Source organism: Chelatococcus sp. HY11 (assembly GCF_018398335.1).
In the GTDB taxonomy this organism is placed as follows: domain Bacteria; phylum Pseudomonadota; class Alphaproteobacteria; order Rhizobiales; family Beijerinckiaceae; genus Chelatococcus.
The window spans coordinates 82,381-95,954 of record NZ_JAHBRX010000004.1 but is presented as its reverse complement, the minus strand read 5'-3'; the positions used below and the strand labels follow the sequence as shown (position 1 = coordinate 95,954).

The following is a 13,574-nucleotide window of genomic DNA, read 5'->3' as shown; positions in this document are numbered from 1 at the left end:
CGAGCTGAAGGAGGCACCCATGACCACAGATCGCAGCAACTCGACCCGGACTGATATCTACGAGCGTGTCACCAGCCAGATCATCGCCGCCATCGAAGCCGGCGCCGGCGACTACCGGATGCCGTGGCATCACGACGGATCGGCCATCACCACGCCGGTCAACGTCGCCTCGTGCAAGGCCTATCGTGGCGTCAACATCCTCTCGCTCTGGGCCGCGGCGCACGCGGCCGGCTATCCCGCCGGCATTTGGGGCACCTACCGCCAATGGCAGGCGCTCGGCGCCCAGGTTCGCAAGGGCGAACGCGGCCATCTGGTCGTGTTCTGGAAGACCACCGATCGCGGCGATGCGGACGCCCAACACGGCGACGAGGATCGCGACGAGCCCGCCCGGCGGATGTTCGCCCGCGGCTACACCGTCTTCAACTGCGCGCAGGTCGACGGCTACACACCGCCCGAGACGCCGGAGCTGCCCGAGGTCGAGCGGATCGAGCGGGCCGAACGGTTCTGCGCGGCCCTCGGCATCGACATCCGCCACGGCGGACCGCAGGCCTACTACCGCCCGTCTACCGACCAGGTGCAGATGCCGGAGTTCGCCTGCTTCCGCGACGCGGTCGCCTACTACGCCGTGTTGCTGCATGAATGCGGCCACGCTTCCGGCGCCAGGCATCGCCTCGACCGCGATCTTTCCGGACGCTTCGGCTCGGCCGCCTACGCGATGGAGGAATGCACGGTCGAGCTCTTGAGCGCGATGATCTGCGCCGATCTCAACCTGAGCGTCGAGCCGCGACCCGACCACGCCCGTTACATCGCCTCCTGGCTCAAGGTGCTGCGTTCCGACTCGCGCGCCATCTTCACCGCCGCGAGCAAGGCGCAGGAGATCACCGACTGGATGCACGCGCAGCAGGTCGGCGATCGCCAGCACGAGGTCCGGGGCGCCGCATAGGCGCCCCTGCTCGATCAGTTGACGGTTCGCTCCTGGAACAGTGTCTCGATCAGCGGACACTCCGGGAGCGTGCCGTCGCCGCACTGGGCAACGACGTCCTCGAGCACCCGCTCCATGCGCCTTAGGTCGGCGATCTTCGCCCGGACGTCGGCAAGGTGGACGGCAGCGACATCGCGTGCTTCGGCACAGGGCCGGTCGCGCTCGTCAACGAGACGCAGGAGCTCACGGATTTCGTCAAGCGAGAACCCGAGCTCGCGCGCCCGCAAAACGAAGCGAAGCCGCCGCTCGTGAGTGCTGTTGTAGCTGCGATAGCCGCTCGCCGTGCGCGGCGGCTCGGGCAGAAGGCCGACCTTCTCATAATAGCGCACCGTCTCCAGATTGCAGCCCGTCCGCCGGGCGAGCTCGGCCCGCTGTATGCCCTTCATCCCGGCGTGATCGCCCATCGCAAAAAGCCCTCTTGACTCTGTAGTTGCTACAGACTGCACACTAGCGCCTGGATAGGAATTCGGCAAGGAAAGCGAGTCCTGACATGAATGCATCGCGATATGGACCAGCAGACATTGCACCGACTGCAGCGAAGCTGACGACGCCCGAGCAGAATGAGGTCCGGCGGCAGCGCCTGGTCGCAGTCGGCGGTATTCTCGGCGCCATCGGCGCCTCGTCCTGCTGCATCATTCCACTCATCCTGTTCAGCCTTGGTATCAGCGGTGCCTGGATTGGCAATCTGACGGCACTTGCCCCCTACAAGCCCTTCTTCGTCGCTGGGACGACAGGCGTTCTCGGCTACGGCTTTTACCTCGTCTACTGGAAGCCACGGCGAGCCTGCGCCGACGGCGAAGCCTGCACACGCCCCGCCCCCAGCCGCCTCGTCCAGATCGGACTCTGGATGGCAACGGTTCTCGTCGTTGCTGCCTTCGCCTTCGACTACGTTGCTCCGCTGCTGCTTTCCGCCTGATACCGAAAGGAGAGCCTCCCCCTATGAAGAGTTTGAGCGTTTGCACCCTGATCGGCTCGCTGATGCTGGCCCCTGCCGCCTGGGCCGGCGAGCGCACCATCACCTTCGCCGTCGACAACATGACCTGCGCCACGTGTCCCTACATTGTGAAGACCACGATGGCGGCGGTCCCCGGCGTCGCGAATGTGACCGTCTCCTTCGAGGCGAAGACCGCGACTGTCACCTTCGACGATGCGAAGACGAACCCCGATGCCATCGCGGCCGCCAGCATGAATGCCGGTTATCCGGCCCACCCGAGGCAGGGCAGTTGACATGAACGACCTTGCCCTGGTCCGCACCGGCGTGGCGGGCGGCATAATAGCTGCGATCTGCTGCGTGACACCCATTCTTGCCGTCCTGCTGCCGCTCGTCGGTCTGGGCGCGTGGCTCGTCAGCGCGGATCTGATGGCGTTTTCACTGCTGGCCGTCAGCCTGGGACTCATAGCGTGGGGCCTCTACCGCCGCCGGGCGAATGCGGCCTGCGGCGAGAGCAAGAACCACAAGGAAGCCTGAAGCCATGAACGATTGCTGTGCATCCTCCTCCCGGGACAAACCTGCCGTTTCTCAGCCCGCGACACTGCCGAGCTTCGCCGTGCGGCCCGATGTTACGTTTCCGGACTGGTCGGCCGTCACATTGCCGGCGGTCCGAGACGCCTTGCAGGCGATGGTCGGCTCCGACCACGTGCTCAATCGCTGGAGCGGCTACGATCCCACCACGGACCGCGTGCGCGTTGCGTTGCTCCAGCTCTACGCCGAAGACGGGCAGGCCCCGGCTATAGGCGCGCTTGCGGAACGTGCAAGTTTGAGCGAGACGGCCATCTGGCCGTTGCTCGCAGAACTTCGCCGGCGCGACCTCGTCGTTCTCGACGGCGAGCAGATCGTCGGTGCCTATCCCTTCACCGACCGCGACACCGGCCATCGGGTCACGCTGGACGGACATGTTCTCAACGCCATGTGCGCGGTCGACGCGCTCGGCATCGGCGCCATGACCGGTCGTGACGTCGCGATCGCCTCGCAATGCCGCCATTGCGGCGCGCCGATCCGGATCACGACGCGTGAGCGAGGACGGGCGCTGGCCGCCGTCGCGCCGTCGACGGCCGTCATGTGGCAAAGTGTCCGCTATGAAGGCGGCTGCGCCGCGAGCTCGCTCTGCGCGACGACCGCCTTCTTCTGCTCGGACGAGCATCTCTCCCTCTGGCGCGACGAACGTTCTGCCGACAAGCCGGGTTTCCGGCTGTCGATCGAGGAAGGACTGCAGGCTGGCCGCGCTCTGTTCGGGCCGAGCCTTGCTGGACTCGATACGGCGTCGAAGAGCACGGCGGTCGCAAGCCGCCCCTTCCCGGCCAACGGCCGCAATGGTGGCACCTACGACCTCGTCGTGATTGGCGCCGGCTCGGCCGGCTTCTCTGCCGCGATCACCGCCGCTGATCAGGGCGCCCAAGTCGCGCTGATCGGCAGTGGTACCATCGGCGGCACCTGCGTCAATGTCGGCTGCGTACCATCGAAGACCCTCATCCGCGCCGCTGAGACGCTGCACAACGCTCGCGTGGCAGCCCGTTTTGCCGGCATCACAGCCGAGGCCGAACTGGCCGACTGGCGCGGAACCGTTCGTCAGAAGGACGCGCTGGTTTCGGAGCTGCGCCGGGCCAAGTATGTCGACCTGCTCCCCGCCTACAACGGCATCGCGTATCGCGATGGGCCGGCGCGCCTCGTCGACGACGGTGTCGAGGTGAATGGTACACGCATTCCGGCCGGCAAAATCATCATCGCTACCGGCGCGCGGCCGGCAATCCCCGCCATCCCTGGGATCGAGACCGTGCCGTATCTGACCAGCACGTCGGCGCTCGAGCTTGAGAAGCTGCCGTCCTCACTGCTCGTCATCGGCGGCGGCTATATCGGCGCGGAACTCGCCCAGATGTTCGCCCGTGCCGGCGTCAAGGTGACGCTCGTCTGTCGCTCGCGACTGTTGCCTGAGGCCGAGCCGGAGATCGGCGCGGCGCTGACGGGGTATTTCGAGGACGAAGGGATCACTGTCGTCTCCGGCATCGCCTACCGTACGATCCGCAAGACTGAGGGCGGCGTTTCACTGACCGTTACGCGCGACGGCGAGGATATTGCTGTCGGCGCCGATCAGGTGCTGATTTCCACCGGCCGCACGCCCAACATCGAAGGCCTCGGGTTTGCCGAGCACGGGATTGCCATCTCGCCGAAGGGCGGCATCGTCGTCGATGACCGCATGCGCACGACGCGCGCTGGCATCTATGCCGCCGGCGACGTCACCGGCCGCGACCAGTTCGTCTACATGGCTGCCTACGGTGCCAAGCTCGCGGCCAAGAACGCCCTTAACGGCGACAGCCTGCGCTATGACAACAGCGCCATGCCGGCGATCGTGTTCACCGATCCGCAGGTGGCGAGCGTCGGGCTGATCGAGGCCGCAGCGCGCGCCGCCGGGCATGCGGTCCGCGTCTCGACGATCGGTCTCGACCAGGTGCCCCGTGCGCTTGCCGCCCGCGACACACGTGGGCTCATCAAGCTCGTCGCCGACGCCGGCAGCGGCCGGCTGCTTGGCGCGCACATCCTCGCGCCGGAAGGCGCCGACAGCATCCAGACCGCAACACTGGCAATCCGGCAGGGGCTCAGCGTCGACGATCTGGCGGACACGATCTTTCCGTACCTCACCACCGTCGAGGGCCTGAAGCTCGCGGCGCTAGCCTTCGACAGGGACGTCGCCAAGCTGTCCTGCTGCGCCGGTTGAATAGTGGCAAGGGCCTCTGAGCACCCCTCGAATCTGTCTCACGCGTCGAGATCGATCGGAAGCGTGTGGATTTTCAGACAAATGCCGCCGAAAAATCCGCCTGAGACAGGTTGACTGTTCAGATAAGTGGCCGAAATCGGATCTGCGCTGATCTGCGCCGACCTCGGGATCGTGCCCGAGCTCGAACCGCGGCCCGACCACGCAAGCTACGTGGAATCGTGGCTCCAGGTCCTGCAGGGCGACAAGCGCGCGGTCTTCCAGGCCGCCGCACACGCGCAGCGCGCCGCCGCCTTCCTGCACGGTCTCCAGCCGGCGGAAGCCGCAGAGGGGGAGGCAGCGTAATGTTTCACGTTCCGCCTGCTTCTGGGGAGGGGCTTTCGCCCTCCCCGATCCGCTTGCGCGTGCTCTCGCTCGGCGCCGGCGTCCAATCGACGACAATGGCGCTGCTCGCGGCCCATGGCGAAATCGGCCCGATGCCGGATTGCGCGATTTTTGCCGATACCGGCTGGGAGCCTGCCGCCGTCTACGAGCATCTCGATTGGCTCATGTCAGGAAATGTCCTGCCCTTTCCCGTGCACATCGTGTCGGCCGGCAATATCCGCGAACACGTTCTCGCCGCCGGCGAGGGCCGTCGATGGGCATCGATTCCGGCGTTCACCCGCACGGTCAGGCCTGCCGGTACGCCCATTCCGGTCCTCGACGAGGATGATGAGGGTGAGCTGATCGAGATCGGCGAACGCCGCAGCGCGGCCGACATCATCTCGATCGGCATGATCCGCCGGCAATGCACGGCGGAGTTCAAGATCGTTCCGATCCGGCGCAAGGTCCGCGAGCTCGCCGGGCTTGCCCGCAAGCGCTCGCCCTCCTTCCCTGTCGTCGAGCAATGGATCGGCATCAGCACGGACGAGGTCATCCGGGCGAAGCCGAGCTTCGAAGGCTGGCAGATCAAGCGCTTTCCCCTGATCGAGCGACGCATGTGCCGGCAGGATTGCATGGCGTGGCTGCACCGCCATGGCTATCCGATCCCGCCGAAGAGCGCGTGCATCGGCTGCCCGTTCCACGACAATGCCCGCTGGCGCGATTTGCGCGATCACGACGGCGAGGCGTGGGCTGATGCGGTCGCGGTCGACCACGCCCTGCGTTCCGGTCTTCGCGGCATCCGTGGCGATGTGTTCCTGCATCGCTCCTGTGTGCCGCTCGACCTTGCCGATCTGTCGACCGCCGCCGATCACGGTCAACTCGACCTTTTCGGCAACGAGTGCGAAGGGATGTGCGGCGTGTGAACACCTCGCTTTTTGCGGGGGTCAGGCCACGCCTAGCAGTCTCCGCGTGTGCGCGGGGCCTATCGGAAGTGGACTCCCACGTCACAGCACCGCTTCGAACGGGCAAGGGTTCTCAGAGCCAAGCGCGCACGTGCTCGATCCGCCAAACAAGCAGAGTTTCTGTAGCTTCATCATAACGGCGCAACAACCCGGTGATGATCGCATCGTCGGGGGTCCACGTGGATAGATCGCATCCCAGTTCAACAAATCTCGTGTTCCAGACCAGCGAGCCGCTAAAGCCGGCTGGATTATCGTAGAGAACGCGATCGCGAACGCTGCTGTCGGTGCCAGACGTCACACTCGCCTGACCTCCCTTCCATAGGACTTCAAAAATTTCGCCGTCGCCAGTGTCATGCTTTTCCTGCGAGCAATAGCCGCTGAGAATGACATCGGTGCCGAAATTTCCGATGTAGTTCGCGTTCTCGCCAGCAATGCCTCTGAAGAAGAGAAGCTCGTCTTTCACCGGTTCATGAATTTGCGCAAATCTCGATATTGAGAGCGTACTAGCCCTTCCACAGACCTTTGCCCACTCGTCCTCAGGCAAGGGTGAGATCGCCACGTCCTTCTTAGGGTCGCCTTCCATGCGCCACATGCCTGGCTGAAGCTGAACGCTCCCTGCATGATCGACGTAAAAAGCCGTAGGGTCAAAACGGGCAACGTGCGCGCAGGTGAGTATCTGAGCATCACTGTTCTCGATGAACGTGCCAGTTCCTATGTCAACTTCACCGGCGAGAACGCTTACGTATGGACGAGTGAAGGCCCTCATCTGATCGGCAACGGCGTCACACATTGCATTCCACTTCGTTCGTCTCTCTTGTTCCGTCAATTGCTTACCTCCCATGACATGGCGCCTGTTCGTGAATGCACACGCTTGCGCTGGTATTTCAATTTGATATCTAGCGCCGCATCCGGCGCGGAAACCGGACAGTACGAGCTTCACGGTACAGATCCACGCCACCGCGGTCCAAGTCGAGCGCGACAATTCAATCAGTGGGCAGCCGCTTGCGAGGGCCGCTTGCTGGATAGCGTCTTCCGGGAAGGGAGCACGGCGGTTGGGGCCGTGTTCTGCTCTTGACCGAAGAGTAGTCGTGGCGCTGCAACCCCGATCTGGATTGGCCAGTGATGCCCGGGCTTGGAGGCGATCGCCGGCAGGTTCCGGCGAAAAGAGAATGCGGCATGCGGTCGGTCTCGACCGCCGCGGACCAACCCCGCTCTGCAGCGATGGCGTCCTGGCCCTCCTCCGGATCTTCCACGATCAACCCACAAGGGGTCGGCTAGCGAGCTGCCGCCGCTCCAGCTTCGCCTTCGCGGTGATCGCGACCGAAGGCGGTCCTTCGAGGAGCCATCGAGCGGGAATTGGCCCGCTCCGGATGGAGCCTTCGAAATGTCGCACGATCTTTCCCTTGCCCAGAACCACGCCTTCCAGCTCGCTCGCACCCTGATGGTCCCGGTGACGCTCTTCAAATCCGGCGATGCCTACGGCGCACTGCCCTCGAACGAGCTCGACGACAGCGACGACCTGGAGCTGATTCACGAATTCGATCCTTACGAGCGTGGTCCGGCTCATTGAGCCGGTTCCGATGGCGCCGCGCGACGCGGCGCCTCGACTGATTCTTCACGACGACCGCGGCTTTGCGTGGCCGGGGAAGGAAGAAGAACCCAGCCGCTCCGTTGTGCCAGGGCCATCTCTCTCTCAGAGTCGGCCGATGATACCGGCAGTCGGACCGCGTCAAGGACGCGCGGTCATCCCCCAATTTCCCGCCGCCACCCGCAGGGCGGCGACAGAAAATCGGCACCCCCGCACGCCGGCTCTGCCGGTCGCTGCGCGATCCCTGACCCGGCCCTCCAGCGCCTGGTGGCCCTTCCTCCGTCATCGAGACGAAGGAGGTTCAAATGGAGAACGTTCACGACATCTACGCCGAAATTGCCGAACTCCGCGCCGAGCTTGCGCATTGCATCCTGACGCGTAAGGAGCGCCGCGAAACGCAGCAACGCCTCGATCAGGCGCTCGCGGAAGCGGAACGCCGGCAGCGCGAGGCGGCGGGGGCTTAGCCCCCTTTTTTGTCGGCGATGGCCGGCGATGATGCTGCATCGGGACCGAAGCGCTTGCGTCCCTCGGGCCAAGGCCACGCCTTGCGACGTGGACTTTGTCGGGCGGGTGGCCCCGCCGCCGGCGCAGAGGCATCTATAGGGCCAGCCTTTGACTATGACTGGCGTTGGCGAGACCGCGAGTACGACGCATCAGCTCGGTTGGACATGAGGGGCGGCGACCTGCCGATCGGGTTCCTGGCAAGGGCAGGTGCATGACATTCGAGCGAAGGCTGGGGATCGTGGGTCCCTTACGGGATGCGGCTGCGGTCGGCGAGCTGGACGCCGGCCTGCGGGAGAGCGAGTGCACCGTGATGGTGCCGTCGGGCGTGATTGCGGCAGCGATAGTGACGCGCATGTCCTCATTCCCAAGGCGTTTACGACAGCCACTCCCAATACGAACCCGATTGGCCTGGTCTGACCGAAGGACGAGTACGCTGCGCGTTCTCTCGATCTTGTCCCCGCAACGTCCGGCGACGACTTTTTTCCGCCGCCTTCGGCTTTGCATCGCGAGGCAAAAAAGCCGCCTCCGGCCGCCTTCCACTTCGTTTCAGCCCTTCGGGTGCGGGTCGATCGCCCCCGGTCTCACGACCGCCATCGGGTCGCGATGGGCGCGGCCCTGATAACAAGGAAATGAGACAATGGCTAACATCGGCACCTTCACCTCCAACGGCAACGGCTTCACGGGCACCATCCGCACCCTGACCCTGAACGTCAAAGCTCGGCTGGTCCGCATCGAGAACCCCTCCGACAAGGGTCCGCACTTCCGCATCTTCGCAGCGGCGAATGTCGAGCTCGGCGCCGCTTGGCAGAAGCACTCGGAACAGACGGATCGCGACTACCTCTCGGTCAAGCTCGACGATCCGAGCTTCCCGGCCCCGATCTACGCGACCCTGGTCGAAGTCGAAGGCGAGGAAGGCCTGCAGCTGATCTGGTCCCGGCCGAACCGGGACTGATCCGGGCGACAAGAGGGCCCCGCCGCGAGGCGGGGCCCTCGCCACGTTCGTGACGCGCCGCGAAGGCCCTAACTGCGAGCTTGAACGTCGGCATCGCGATAACCGCGGCGCCTTTTTGTACGCTCGAGCCGGCCGAGCGCGGCCGTCGCCTCTTCCGGCTCGTCGAAGGTCTCCATCATCGACTGGCCATTCGTTCCGATGCGGCCCCAATTCCGAATGAGCGACGCGCCGCCGAACAGCGTCGGCTGAAGTGCAAGCGCGTAGAAGCGCCGCATGTTCAGGTCCGGCTCAATGCGATGCAGGTGGAGCTGTTCGGGATCCTCGCTGGCCATGTCGTGAGTGTCGCTTCCTTCGGAAGCGGCGTCCAACGCCATCTATGAATCAATCTGGTCTGATCGATTCATCGGAGTGATCAATCCGTCGCACCAGCTTCGGCGCGATCCGCCTCTTGGTCGAGCCAGCTATGCGTCGCACTGGGGATGTGATCGATCCAAAGCCGCGAGGCGCTCTGGCATCGCGAGCAACTTCTGCGCGGCGGCGGTGATTGCCTCTGCGATCGTTGGATAGGTTTCCGCCGAGCTCACCGAAACGCCCCCCGGAAGCGTCACCGTCGCCTGATAGCCGTTGCCCTTCGGCGTCGCGGAGTGCGTAATTTCCGTCATCTCAATTCCCCTCCCGACGTTTGAGCCGCAATGGAATTGCAGGCGTTAGTGTTCTTGCTATCCGCGCCTTGAAGCGCCGCGAAATCGCAAGCTCGCCCGCCCATTGTCGGGAGCCGGGAAAAATCCGTCAGACAGACTTTCAAACTCGGCCTGGATGAACAATCGTCGAGGCTATTACAATGACGCGCGAAACGACGATGCCCTTTAATGAGTTCGGGTTTCAAGAAGTCGAATATGAAAGGTCGTATCGGCAGTTTGCGGCTCCTTTCCTGATCGAAGGAAAGGCGGCGAGTAATCTATTCTTCATGCACGAGGCGCAAATCGGCTTGGATGCGAGAACGCCCTCGCACACCGCGCCCACGATCGGCTCGTCGCGAAGCTTTGCCAGCGGATCGATCTGAAGGGCAAGGCGTTGGCCGCGGAGCGGCACGCTTGCTCGGATAGCTTAGACTATGCTTGGACCCTGATCCGCTGCCGTACGCGTTCGTAGAGCTGGACCTCGGCCTTGTGGAGCAGTTCGACGACGACCGCGAATTGCTGCCGATCGACATGGGTCGCCCAGCCGCCTTCGCAGCGCACGACGAGATAGTAATAGTCTCCGTAATCTTCCACACCACGTTTGAACGTCACGGTCGCGCACTGAACCGTTCCCTTCTCGCGTGCCTGGGGACCGGGTACGAGAGCGCAATTATATCGCGCTGCAAGTTCGGGGAACGGACCGTCGTCCTGTTCACGCTTGCGATAATGATCGAAGATCAAGTCGGGCTGGCACCCACGGACCAAGCGGAACGACATGCCGACGCCGGCATAGTCGTTCCGCGTGTGCCGCACCGGTGGATCGAATGCCAGCGTTACACGAATGCAGCGCTCGCCATTGCCCGCCTGGAACGCTTCTGGGATCGGAATCCGATAGACCGCAAAATGATCGAGCGCGAGCTCATCCTCAGCATAGAGGGTCACGCGCGCGTCGTCCGAGAATGCGGCGCGCTCGAGATCCACCAGACCGTGACCGACAATCGCCCGCGTTGCATCCCCACCAAGCAGCTGAAGCCGCTCGCCGGCGGGCGGCGGGATTTCCGCAGACCCTACAATGAGCGCGCGGACGAGATTGGCGGAGGCTTGCGGGAAGCGCGTCAGGATCTGAGCGGCGGTGAAGGCGACGCGCGGCGCGGCATAGGACGTGCCCGACCCTGCCGTGAAGAGCCGATCAAGATAGCTGTGATGCAGGGTCAGAACACCGGCGCTGCCGACGTCCTCCCCTCCCCGCAGCCTCGCGACGACGGCATCGAAAATCAGCGTGCCGCCAATCTCGACCACGTCGGGTTTGGTTGCGCCGCCCGGTCCCGGCCCGATCCGCGAGAATGGCGCCGGCTCATGCAGGCGTGTGATGGCGCGGACGCGGACGTCGTCGGCACGATCGGGATCGAGACCTTCGCCATGCGCGAGCGCGCCGACGGTGATGACGTTCAAGGCGCCGGCCGGCTCGAACAACCGGTTGGCATCCTCGAGAAGGTAGTGCGGATATTCCGTCACTGCCTGTTCGAGGCGATTTCCGCCGCGCGGGCTTCGATTGCCGGACGAGACGATGATGACGACGTCGAGCTCGCGCGCCAGTCCGTCGAGCGTGGCGGCCCATGTTCCGACCTTGCCGCCGTCGAAGACGCGCCGGCGGTCGGCCAGCGCGATCACGAAGACCCGACAGCCAAAGCGCTGGTTCAGGGTCGTGATCGCCTCGCGCATCTGCGAGGGTACGAGCCGCCGATCGTCAAAGCCTCCTTGGTCGTTCACCACCTTTGCCGCACAAAGCCGCGCGCCGCGCTGTAACCCGCCTGCGTCGAGCTGCGCACGAAGATCGCCGAACACGGCGACACCGGCCACGCGGGTGCCATGACCCCAGACGTCGGCGGTGCCGAGCTCGGCGGGAACGCCGATCGAACCGACAAGGATGTCCGCCAAAAATGGGTGATCGTTGACGCCGCTGTCGATGATGCCGATCAACGGGGCGTCATCAGCGACGGCGTTCAGCGGCGGCGCATCCGCCAGCACCATGTCGAGCGCCTCTGCCGTCGTCACATCCGGCGCCGGCGGCAGATCGATCGCCGCGATCTCCTCAACCGTCAGGAGAGTTCGCAACAGCTCCCCCGTCAGCTGCGCGCGAAACATGCTGATCGATGGGCCGACATAGCGATCGAAGACATCGCCAGCCCGTGCTTCGACGTAGCGAATGACATCCTCGATCTTGCGTTCGCGCAGGCGACGCTCGCCCAGATCCCAAAGCTCGATGTCCACCAGATAGGATGTCCGTGCGACGAAATCCGCGACATCAGCGAATCCTTCTTCACGCAAGCGTGGACCGATCCGATCGCGCGGCTCGACCGATCCAATGCTTTCGATTCCGGAGACGAAATTGACGTAGGGGGCGTGTTTCTGGCCGGGGGGTGGGCCACCCTGATAGGCATCAAGCCGCGCGCGGAAATCCACCATATCTTCGTTCGACGCGAACAGCACGAGGGTGCGATCTGCGTCGCTGGACAATACCGTGAGCCCCAGGCGTTCCCAGTCCTCCTCGAGAAGCGGACCCGTCATCTGCACGCGCAAAATCAAAGAAGGATCGACGAATTCGGGCTTGCGCCGACGTCGTTGCTCCTGCGTCGCAGCCTCGAGTTCGTCGCGCAGCTTCGTGGTGTGCTGGTCGCGATCGCGCACAGGCGGCGGACCGCCGCCGCCGTGCTTGCGGCGCTCGAATTGCTCGGGAAGCCGGACGAGTTCGAGATGATCGTATCGGGCCACGGCGCGCCTAGCTCGGCGGCGCGAGGCGAGACTGTCCTGCCCGGCGGCGCGCCTCGTCTTCCAAGGCGCGATTGAAGTCGCGGGCCTGCACCTGCTTGCGGCGCTCGATGATCATCGTCTTGACCGCCTGCGTGCAGACGCGCTCGATTTCGGCATAGGAGTAGCCTTGCAGCGCCGCCGCATGCTGCAGCGGATCGAACGCGGTGGCGATGTTCTTGAATTTGAGCCGTAGGAACCGGGCGATCATCGCCCGATCCGGCTTGTCGAACCAGACGACCTCGTCGAAGCGCCGCCACACCGCCGGATCGAGCGATTGATCGAGGTTGGTCGCGGCGATCAGAAAGCCCTTCGGCTGGATATGGTCGATGAACAGCAGCAGGCTGTTGACGACCCGGCGCAGCTCGTTGTGCTCGCTCGAGTCGTCGCGCGAGCGCGCCAGGGCGTCGAACTCGTCAAAGAACAGGACGCAGGGCTGTTTGCGCGCGAACTCGAAAATCTTGCGGACGTTGCCGGCCGTCTCCCCCAGGTAGGACGAGATCAGCCGATCGAGCTTGACGAGGAACAGCGGCAGACCGAGTTCGGCTGCAAAAATCTCCGCGCACAGGGTCTTGCCGCATCCCGGCGGGCCGCAGAACAGGAGCTTGGATCGGACCTTGAGGCCATGACGCCGGATGTCGTCGGCGCGGCGAAACTCTTTGACCAGGCCGAGCAGCACCCGCACGTTCGTCGCCCCGAGCACGATATCATTGCGCGTGTGCCGCGGCTCAATCCGCTCGATGAAGTCGGCGGCCGCTTCGGGGAACGGAAGCAGGGGCGCAAGCGCCTTCGGACCGCTCGGGCGGCTTGGGCCAGCCTCGAGTGTTTTGCGCAGGCTGCGCGCCAGCACGCGGTTGTTCTTCTTTTCCTCTTCGCCGATGATTTGCTCCGCCACGGCACGGAACTCATCGTCCCGACCGTAGCTGGCCAGCAATTTTTTCATCAACTCCCCGCGGGCCATGGCTGTACTTTACTTTCTCCTGCTCGACGAATCATAACCGCAAATGCAGCGTTTCACGATGGGGTTA

The 13,574-nt window shown here is 64.3% G+C and carries 16 protein-coding genes and 1 pseudogene; 11 read left to right on the top strand and 6 right to left on the bottom strand.

Features of this window, described 5'->3' with window-relative positions:
- The first annotated feature begins 19 nt into the window (after positions 1-19).
- Complete coding sequence (locus KIO74_RS30840; protein ID WP_089172864.1) at positions 20-943, top strand: ArdC family protein; 924 nt, start codon at positions 20-22, stop codon at positions 941-943.
- Positions 944-957: 14 nt separating this feature from the next.
- Here the strand turns inward: KIO74_RS30840 and KIO74_RS30835 are convergent, their stop codons facing one another.
- Positions 958-1,386 (bottom strand): MerR family transcriptional regulator, encoded by a 429-nt coding sequence (locus tag KIO74_RS30835; protein ID WP_089172865.1) that lies wholly within the window; start codon positions 1,384-1,386, stop codon positions 958-960.
- A gap of 86 nt (positions 1,387-1,472) precedes the next feature.
- On the opposite strand from KIO74_RS30835, the gene KIO74_RS30830 reads away from it, so the two are divergent.
- The 6 genes and pseudogenes from KIO74_RS30830 to KIO74_RS30805 all read left to right on the top strand — a co-directional run bounded on the left by KIO74_RS30830 (position 1,473) and on the right by KIO74_RS30805 (position 5,975).
- Positions 1,473-1,898 (top strand): mercuric transporter MerT family protein, encoded by a 426-nt coding sequence (locus KIO74_RS30830; protein ID WP_089172952.1) that lies wholly within the window; start codon positions 1,473-1,475, stop codon positions 1,896-1,898.
- Between the two features lie 23 nt (positions 1,899-1,921).
- Positions 1,922-2,209 carry a heavy-metal-associated domain-containing protein gene (locus KIO74_RS30825; RefSeq protein WP_089172866.1) on the top strand — a complete coding sequence of 96 codons (288 nt, stop codon included), beginning with the start codon at positions 1,922-1,924 and terminating at the stop codon, positions 2,207-2,209.
- A gap of 1 nt (position 2,210) precedes the next feature.
- Entirely contained in the window at positions 2,211-2,450 is a 240-nt protein-coding gene (merF, locus tag KIO74_RS30820; protein ID WP_089172867.1) for a mercury resistance system transport protein MerF, read from the top strand.
- Positions 2,451-2,454: 4 nt separating this feature from the next.
- Positions 2,455-4,692, top strand: a complete 2,238-nt coding sequence (gene merBA, locus KIO74_RS30815) for a bifunctional organomercurial lyase/mercury(II) reductase MerBA (RefSeq protein ID WP_089172868.1) — start codon at positions 2,455-2,457, stop codon at positions 4,690-4,692.
- Between the two features lie 126 nt (positions 4,693-4,818).
- A pseudogene (locus KIO74_RS30810) lies at positions 4,819-5,034 on the top strand (zincin-like metallopeptidase domain-containing protein); the annotation flags it as partial.
- Positions 5,034-5,975, top strand: a complete 942-nt coding sequence (locus KIO74_RS30805) for an adenine nucleotide alpha hydrolase family protein (RefSeq protein ID WP_034462714.1) — start codon at positions 5,034-5,036, stop codon at positions 5,973-5,975. The pseudogene KIO74_RS30810 and the gene KIO74_RS30805, both read left to right, overlap by 1 nt.
- 112 nt (positions 5,976-6,087) lie before the next feature.
- Here KIO74_RS30805 and KIO74_RS30800 read toward each other — a convergent pair whose 3' ends face one another.
- Entirely contained in the window at positions 6,088-6,954 is an 867-nt protein-coding gene (locus tag KIO74_RS30800) for a hypothetical protein (protein WP_152539756.1), read from the bottom strand.
- Positions 6,955-7,398: 444 nt separating this feature from the next.
- Here KIO74_RS30800 and KIO74_RS30795 point away from each other — a divergent pair, with 444 nt between their 5' ends.
- The 3 genes from KIO74_RS30795 to KIO74_RS30785 all read left to right on the top strand — a co-directional run bounded on the left by KIO74_RS30795 (position 7,399) and on the right by KIO74_RS30785 (position 9,058).
- Positions 7,399-7,584, top strand: coding sequence for a hypothetical protein (locus tag KIO74_RS30795; protein WP_034462712.1), 186 nt, complete (start codon positions 7,399-7,401; stop codon positions 7,582-7,584).
- A gap of 323 nt (positions 7,585-7,907) precedes the next feature.
- A complete protein-coding gene (locus KIO74_RS30790; RefSeq protein ID WP_160170419.1) occupies positions 7,908-8,066 on the top strand; it encodes a hypothetical protein in 159 nt (52 codons plus the stop codon).
- Positions 8,067-8,743: 677 nt separating this feature from the next.
- The gene (locus KIO74_RS30785; protein ID WP_034462711.1) at positions 8,744-9,058 is read left to right on the top strand and encodes a DUF736 domain-containing protein; all 315 of its coding nucleotides are present in this window, start codon (positions 8,744-8,746) and stop codon (positions 9,056-9,058) included.
- A gap of 68 nt (positions 9,059-9,126) precedes the next feature.
- On the opposite strand, the gene KIO74_RS30780 is transcribed toward KIO74_RS30785, so the two are convergent.
- On the bottom strand, positions 9,127-9,390 hold the full coding sequence (locus KIO74_RS30780) for a WGR domain-containing protein (RefSeq protein ID WP_034462746.1): 264 nt from the start codon (positions 9,388-9,390) through the stop codon (positions 9,127-9,129).
- Positions 9,391-9,519: 129 nt separating this feature from the next.
- Entirely contained in the window at positions 9,520-9,720 is a 201-nt protein-coding gene (locus tag KIO74_RS30775) for a hypothetical protein (RefSeq protein WP_034462710.1), read from the bottom strand.
- Positions 9,721-9,899: 179 nt separating this feature from the next.
- Between KIO74_RS30775 and KIO74_RS30770 the strand changes: the two genes are divergently transcribed.
- Positions 9,900-10,121 carry a hypothetical protein gene (locus KIO74_RS30770; RefSeq protein WP_034462709.1) on the top strand — a complete coding sequence of 74 codons (222 nt, stop codon included), beginning with the start codon at positions 9,900-9,902 and terminating at the stop codon, positions 10,119-10,121.
- Between the two features lie 49 nt (positions 10,122-10,170).
- Here KIO74_RS30770 and KIO74_RS30765 read toward each other — a convergent pair whose 3' ends face one another.
- Complete coding sequence (locus KIO74_RS30765; protein ID WP_244643288.1) at positions 10,171-12,510, bottom strand: S8 family peptidase; 2,340 nt, start codon at positions 12,508-12,510, stop codon at positions 10,171-10,173.
- Between the two features lie 7 nt (positions 12,511-12,517).
- The gene (locus KIO74_RS30760; protein ID WP_244643287.1) at positions 12,518-13,489 is read right to left on the bottom strand and encodes an AAA family ATPase; all 972 of its coding nucleotides are present in this window, start codon (positions 13,487-13,489) and stop codon (positions 12,518-12,520) included.
- Positions 13,490-13,574: the final 85 nt, after the last annotated feature.

Excerpts from the sequence above, each read along its gene's own strand:
- KIO74_RS30835 (WP_089172865.1), bottom strand. The coding sequence starts at position 1,386 with ATGGGCGATCACGCCGGGATGAAGGGCATACAGCGGGCCGAGCTCGCC.
- KIO74_RS30775 (WP_034462710.1), bottom strand. The coding sequence starts at position 9,720 with ATGACGGAAATTACGCACTCCGCGACGCCGAAGGGCAACGGCTATCAG.
- KIO74_RS30760 (WP_244643287.1), bottom strand. The coding sequence starts at position 13,489 with ATGAAAAAATTGCTGGCCAGCTACGGTCGGGACGATGAGTTCCGTGCC.
- merF (WP_089172867.1), top strand. The coding sequence starts at position 2,211 with ATGAACGACCTTGCCCTGGTCCGCACCGGCGTGGCGGGCGGCATAATA.
- KIO74_RS30830 (WP_089172952.1), top strand. The coding sequence starts at position 1,473 with ATGAATGCATCGCGATATGGACCAGCAGACATTGCACCGACTGCAGCG.
- KIO74_RS30840 (WP_089172864.1), top strand. The coding sequence starts at position 20 with ATGACCACAGATCGCAGCAACTCGACCCGGACTGATATCTACGAGCGT.
- KIO74_RS30795 (WP_034462712.1), top strand. The coding sequence starts at position 7,399 with ATGTCGCACGATCTTTCCCTTGCCCAGAACCACGCCTTCCAGCTCGCT.
- KIO74_RS30825 (WP_089172866.1), top strand. The coding sequence starts at position 1,922 with ATGAAGAGTTTGAGCGTTTGCACCCTGATCGGCTCGCTGATGCTGGCC.
- merBA (WP_089172868.1), top strand. The coding sequence starts at position 2,455 with ATGAACGATTGCTGTGCATCCTCCTCCCGGGACAAACCTGCCGTTTCT.
- KIO74_RS30785 (WP_034462711.1), top strand. The coding sequence starts at position 8,744 with ATGGCTAACATCGGCACCTTCACCTCCAACGGCAACGGCTTCACGGGC.
- KIO74_RS30805 (WP_034462714.1), top strand. The coding sequence starts at position 5,034 with ATGTTTCACGTTCCGCCTGCTTCTGGGGAGGGGCTTTCGCCCTCCCCG.
- KIO74_RS30790 (WP_160170419.1), top strand. The coding sequence starts at position 7,908 with ATGGAGAACGTTCACGACATCTACGCCGAAATTGCCGAACTCCGCGCC.
- KIO74_RS30780 (WP_034462746.1), bottom strand. The coding sequence starts at position 9,390 with ATGGCCAGCGAGGATCCCGAACAGCTCCACCTGCATCGCATTGAGCCG.
- KIO74_RS30770 (WP_034462709.1), top strand. The coding sequence starts at position 9,900 with ATGACGCGCGAAACGACGATGCCCTTTAATGAGTTCGGGTTTCAAGAA.